Origin of the sequence: Paenibacillus sp. HJGM_3 (genome assembly GCF_045062745.1) — a bacterium.
Lineage (GTDB): Bacteria > Bacillota > Bacilli > Paenibacillales > NBRC-103111 > Paenibacillus_AA.
In genome coordinates this window covers 304,748-311,133 of sequence record NZ_JBJGED010000005.1, presented here as the reverse complement: position 1 = coordinate 311,133, position 6,386 = coordinate 304,748, and the positions used below count along the sequence as shown (strand labels likewise).

The window sequence follows — 6,386 nt, the reverse complement described above, 5'->3', positions numbered from 1 at the left end:
CAAGGCGGGAAGCAGCACAAAACCCACAAACAAGATAAGCAACACGACGCCAATGCTGGCGCCTCTTTCTTTTGCCGCTTTTTCCGCTCCGTGTGGTTCTCCAGCTTTCTCCGGCACGACCTGCTTCGCAGGCGTGGCCGCGGCTGAGGGCGTAGCCGATGCCGACGGCGCCAGCGAATTGACGAAGTCGCTGACGGCAAGCACGGCCGCCGCTACGTCTCCGCCCTTCGCTTTGGGAACGAAGGCGACGTCGAGAATGCCCTTCGTGTTGCGCGCGTCGGTGGCGGATACGAGTTTGTCCAGCTCCGCGTTTTCATACACGAGATGCACGAAATTCGGCTTTACAGTGATGACTAGCATCATTTGGTTGCCGGCGAGGTGCCAGGCATCGTAGGTATCGTTGGCGAGCTGTTCGCCTTCTGCCTCGGACAGACTGACGGCCGTGGAGACGAACAATTCGTATTTTCGCCCTGCTACGCCGGCTTCGATCTTTTTGGCATCATCCTGCGCGAACAAATCGGCCGAATCGAGAAGATACCCGCCTGGTTTCGGAGCGACGGCGGCCTGTACCGTGCTGCCGAACAGGAAGAGAAACGCAAGCAAGACGGGCAAACGCCATTTTTTCATTGTCAACGTCCCTTTCTTTCTCTATTTATTCCAGACTCTCTTCTTCATCGCGTGGCGCATTAACGGTCGTATTCCCTTCGCTATGAATCTGGATCACTGTAACGCACAAATTTTTTCTGTGTTGTCGCATATACCATATATTGACTGTAATTATACAAGGGGTCGGCTTTTTTGCCTATATTTTTCTAATTTCATATGCACAACAATGCCCGTTCGTTGAACAGGCTGCCTCAGTTGTCGGCAGTCACTGATGTCGTTGTGCGCGGCTTTCCGACTCCCCCTTACCAGGGATGGCCGCTTCAAAGGCATCGCCACCTTAGAGGAATTTCCTTTATTTGTAACTATCCAGCCCGCTACTTCTATGGGAAACTGCAGCCGATCACACGCGATCCACTCAACCAGCAAAGAAAAACCTCCAAACCCGTTGTTGAAGTACACGAGTTAGAGGTTCTTTTTGCCGATGTATCGGTTTCACAGCACTTTTCCAGCCAGTCATAAGCCATGCTGCCAGAAATTTGGTGCTGTCCCTCGATTATATCATGGGCCAGCTTCTCCTGCTGGTGCAGCAAGCCATAGATTCGCCCGATGTCCGACACCGCTTCGCGTGAGGCAGCGTTGGGGAAGATCGTGTCATCCGTCCCTGACTCGACCAGAAGCGGTTTCGGTGCGATTAAGCCTACGATGTCTGGCATTTTCCGCGTGATGGAGAATGTTAGGAATCTAGACGCAGTTCGGGATATGAGGTTAAGTGGCTAAGCCAGATGCAGGGGATAAAGACGATGTTGTTAGTCACATGCACATGAATGACGAACATCGGAAAGCCGTATGAGGAAAACGTACGGTTTGATCAGCCATTCACTCTAGCCCAGCATGGGTGCACTATATAAAAGAACCTGGTACTGCTGTCCAGGTTCTTTTCCCGCCCGGAACGCTCCAACAAACCATCATGGTTCCCTTCATCCACTGCTTCTCCATTCTCCATAACGATAATACGGTCTGCGTTTATACATATGTCTCATTCGATCCATCAGCAGGCGGATCGGGCTCATTGTCCTTATCGAGCCAGAATGCTTTCTCAGGTTACATTCAGGATAATGTCCTTTAGTTCAATCAGAGTCTTGATTCGATAGATGGCCTGTGAGAAGTCATGTGTTTTTGTGAAGTCGTTATGGACAATCGCACAGTCGATACCAGCCGCCACGGCTGAGTTCAACCCTCTGTTTGAATCCTCTACAACCAGGGTCTCTTCTTTGGTAGCTCCGAAGCGCTTTAAGCCGGTCAAGTATGGTTCCGGGTGCGGCTTGGGACGCTCGTAGTCTTCGCGAACAAGGACGAATTCCATGAATTGTATAATCTGTCGCTTTTCATGAATAAGTTGAAAATCCGCACGTTTTGCAGTCGTCACGATGGCCATGCGGACGTACTTTGACAGTTCAGCTAGAGTTTCAACTACACCTTCAATCTCTATGGCTTCTGTTCTTAGATATTCCTGATAATAGACATTGCGGTCCTCACGCTGCTTGCTGATGGTCTGTTCATCAATACCTGCCGCCCTAGCTTGGGACCAAGTGCCAAATGACTGGGTCATGTCGCGGAGGTATTGATCTTTGTCCAAGGTAAATCCAATGTCAGCCAGAGCGCGTTCTCCCGCTTTGTAATACCAGAATTCAGTATCAACCAGAACACCATCATGATCGAAGAGTATGTACTTTTTCATTGTTTCGTTCTCCTTTGTCAGCTGCGGCAACCATGCGTGCCATCACGCGCCGTTGATCACCACGGGCCACTGATATTCGCGTTGTCGGTGATGGCTTCCTCCAAACTGACTACTCGGCAGATATGCGCAAAGCTGGCACGACTCAGGCGCCATCCAATAGTGATGCTCGTGTGCTTCCTATGTGACTTCTCATCCAAGAACTCTTTGATTGAGCAACCCTCCATAAGTATTACAATATAGTTTGTAATTGTTATCAATTGTCTCTAAAGTAAGGCCGTGTTGCCGAAGACTAGTGGCGTTATTTTATTCATAATGATTTCTTTCTTCCTTAGTGCATGAGAAGTACCTCTTTCCGTCACCACCGAGTGGAAGTCACCTACGGAAAACCAAACGGCAAAGAAACGTTCGGCATTGGCCCCCTTGCCCCTCGCAGAAACCGTTAGGACGAAGTCGAGAAAATCAATGCCATGCCGCGAGTACGTTCATTGCTCCTTGCCCCTTCGAATAGGTCAGTATGGCATCTTTTGTGAAGGAAAACGGCTCCGCAGCGGATACCCTAAGTGCGAAGCCGGTTTCAGATACATTTGCAAGGCTCAAGTAAAGCATTTAAGTCGATGTCCTTAGGACCCTACAATGGAACCTCATGCAAGTCAAGATCGTCCACCCACGCCGCGCCGTTCGCGGCTTGATCGAGTTTTAAATAAACAGCTCCTCGCTTCGTATTCGGCTGAGCCGTGAAGATGACCTCGACTTTCGTCCAATCGCCGGTTTTAGCCGCTTCCGTCCACGTATAGGTCACAGAAACGCCGCCGGCATCGATTTGGCGAACGCCAATCGCAACCGAGCCTGCCGTCGCTTCCGTCTTGACCCAGCCCGTCAGCTTGTACTTGGCTCCGGGCACAAGAGGGAATTCCTTGGAAGCTTCCGTATTCAACACGTTAAACACGTTTCCCGCATCGGGAACCAGCTTGGCGGACGCTTGCCCGCTGTGGGCGATGGTTTTATCCCATACACCCGCCCTCATATACCAGCCGTCCGGAGCGGAGCCGCTTGAAGTCTTCTTTTCGAAGCCGCCGTTGTATACGGGACTGGTATCAACCGTCAGCGCAAGCGGCAGCACCGCGTAGCTGACACCGGCCGCTTGGGCTTCGACGGTTAAGACATACTCGCCGCGCGCAGCTGTGGGAACCGTTACGGTTCCTTGAACCGTCTTCGTCTCATGTCCGGCGAGCGTCACCGCTCCCAGAAGATCGACCGCAATGCCATCCGCAACGGTCCGCCCTAACTCGACTGCAAGCGGATGGCCGGAGCCGTTCGTTAGCTCAATAGAGAACGGATACGATCCTGCCTTGGTGATATCCATGCTGCTAGGTGTCAACTTGGCGGCAAGGAGCGGCGATACCGTAAAGTCCCGTTCGACCGAAACTTGAAATGGCTTACCCTTATATTCAAACGTTACCAGCGCTTTCGCAACGTAGTTGCCTGGCTGCATCGTCGTCGGCAAGACCGCATTTGAGCTGCGGGCTGCGCCTTGTCCGCTCGCGATATCGCCAAGCTGCTCGATAATCGGCGGAATCCCTGATTCCGCGGGCAGTTCCATGCGCAAGGAAACATTCTCAATCACCTTATCGCCGACGTTCTGGATCGCGGCATTCATCGCCAGCGTATCGCCCTGTGCCAATTGCGAGGGAGCAAGCTGCAAATCCAGCTTCGCTATCGACTGGGCGATAGGTAGCAGGTTGGCGATCACGTCGTCCAACAAGGCGTTCAACTGCGCTCTTTTGCCTGCTAGTGCGAAATCCGATTGCGCGCTAACCCATTGCTTCAACTTGTTGGCGTCGTCGATCGCGATTGCCGTCTTGTTCATAGTCATGCCGGCGTTCACAGATGCAGCGCCCAGTTCCTGTTTCACCTTCAGCAATTCATCGAGCAGGTTTTCCGTTTTCTTCGTCCACTGCTTGTCGGCGATCATGTTGACAGCGCCTTGCAGTTCGTCAATGGCCCGATCGACCCCCGCCGCGAAAGGCGTAATTCGATACACCAGCGTTTGTTCCGTTCCGAGGTTGACACTGAGCTCGCGCTCCCAACTGCTTGACTGCTCCGGCTGAGCGCCGTACAACAGTTCCACCTGATTGCCCGTTATCGCGAGAGGGATCGCGGCCGTCTGTGCTTGCTTGGTCAAGTTGATGGCGACGGCGTACTGCTCCTGCCCTTTGTTATAGATCGCCCATTGAACGTCGCTGCCGATCTGTTCGGCCGCCTTGTTGCCCGCGGAAACAAGACTCCCCATCAATTCGATCTCGTCCTTGAATTTCACCATTCCCGGCCACAGCTCGGAATCCCGCAGCTTCCAGCCTGGATCGTTGATCGAATAATAGGCGAGCCCTTGGCTGCCTGCGAGGAAAGCCTGGTACGCCATATTGCGGACTTGATCGATCGTAGGTAAATAGTTCCACGTCGTGCCGGGAATCTTGAACGTTTGCAGGACCGTCCAAATAGGCTTCACGCCACCTACACTTTCAACCGCTTTACGTACGCCGTTTCCGACTGCCGAAATGGGCAACCCGCCGTTCTGGGAGTACGGATAAACGTCGGTGACAAGGATGTCCGTAGCCTGGCCGGTCTGATAATAGTAAAGCGGATCGGCTTCGACCATATATGTCGGATGAACTTGATCGATGGAGCGAATCAGCTTGTAGGCGTCGAGCAGCTCCGACTGCGGAATGCCGTTCGTGCTCGGTTCGTCCATAATCATGTAGCCGAGCACGGCCGGATGGTTTTTGAATTTCGTCACGAATTGCCGGGTCAGCTCGAAGTTTTCCTTGACCTTCATATCGTAATAAAGCGTGACGAGCATTTTCAGCCCATTCGCCTGAGCCGTATCCAGCATCGTTTGCAGTGCAGCCTCGCTAGTCGTGTTCGTACCTTGAACCGTATTGACCCCGATCTCCTTCAAGTAAGGATAATCCGCCGCGTAGCCATGGTAAGCGATGACCGGGAAGAAGGGCTGCCCGTCGACAAGAATCGGACCGTTCTGCGGAATGGAAGCCGGACGCGCCCAACGGTATATCGTGCGTTCTTCCTTTTCGATAAGCTGCCCCGTCTCGTTCTTCAACTCCGCCTCCAATCGGTATGGCTGCTCCAATGTCATATCCGACGTACTGAAGGCAACGTTCAACGATTCGGCAGCCGCGATGCCGTTCCTTACGAAAATCGCTTCGCCGGAAGCCTCGTTGACGATGCGGACGTCGACGGTTTTGCCCGCCATGTTGCCGTTGGACGGTGCAAGCTTCAGAACGGCGTTGCCGCTCGTCACATCAGGATAGTAATACGTGTGGGACGGCTCCACGACAAGCTGCGGCTTATCTTTCGTCTTGACTGCGGACGTGTCGTCGAAGTAAACGGTTCCGGTTCCGTACAATCGCAAGTACACGTACATGTAGACAGACCCCGGCGGCGCCTGAACGGTATAGTCCAGCTCATGCCACTGGCCGTCGTTAGCAGAACCTGCGGCTTTGTAAGTATAGCCGGTTACCCAGTTCTCGACCGTTTTGTCGATTCCTTTGAAAAATTCGATTTTGTAGCCCGGATTGCCTTTGACCCCGATCGATTTGAACCAGGTCGTGATGTTGTATGTAGCCCCTTCTTCCACCGGGACAGGGATCGCTACCCATGGATTATTCCCTGTGCTCGTTTGAATGGAGACGCCGTAATTCCCCGTATGCGCCGCTTCCGGCACCGCCTTGATCGCACTGCCCCAGACATTCCCGATGACGGTCCACTGAGCGGGGACGCCTCCTGTCACATCCTCGAAGCCGGGATTTGCGACAAGATTGGAGGTCGAAGCTGCGGCTGTCCGTGCGTTAACGGCGGCGATCAGCTGAAGCGTTAAACAGAAGGATAACAATAAGGATAACCAAGATTTCCTGTACACGTACATAAATTCATCCTCCCAAGCGTTTTTTTGCAAAGCAGGAAAACATGACGGGCAGGAGTCTTTCCACGTTCGCAGCTGATTACAAAGGAATCCCCTCCTTTCAGT

General features: G+C 52.9%; 2 protein-coding genes and 1 pseudogene. All 3 read right to left on the bottom strand.

Annotated elements, in window-relative coordinates:
• Nucleotides 1-627: pseudogene (locus ACI5FR_RS08420) on the bottom strand (hypothetical protein); the annotation flags it as partial.
• Between the two features lie 1,075 nt (nt 628-1,702).
• Nucleotides 1,703-2,344 (bottom strand): HAD family hydrolase, encoded by a 642-nt coding sequence (locus ACI5FR_RS08415; RefSeq protein WP_405452950.1) that lies wholly within the window; start codon nt 2,342-2,344, stop codon nt 1,703-1,705.
• 628 nt (nt 2,345-2,972) lie between these two features.
• Nucleotides 2,973-6,284, bottom strand: a complete 3,312-nt coding sequence (locus ACI5FR_RS08410) for a carbohydrate binding domain-containing protein (RefSeq protein WP_405452947.1) — start codon at nt 6,282-6,284, stop codon at nt 2,973-2,975.
• Nucleotides 6,285-6,386 lie beyond the last annotated feature (102 nt).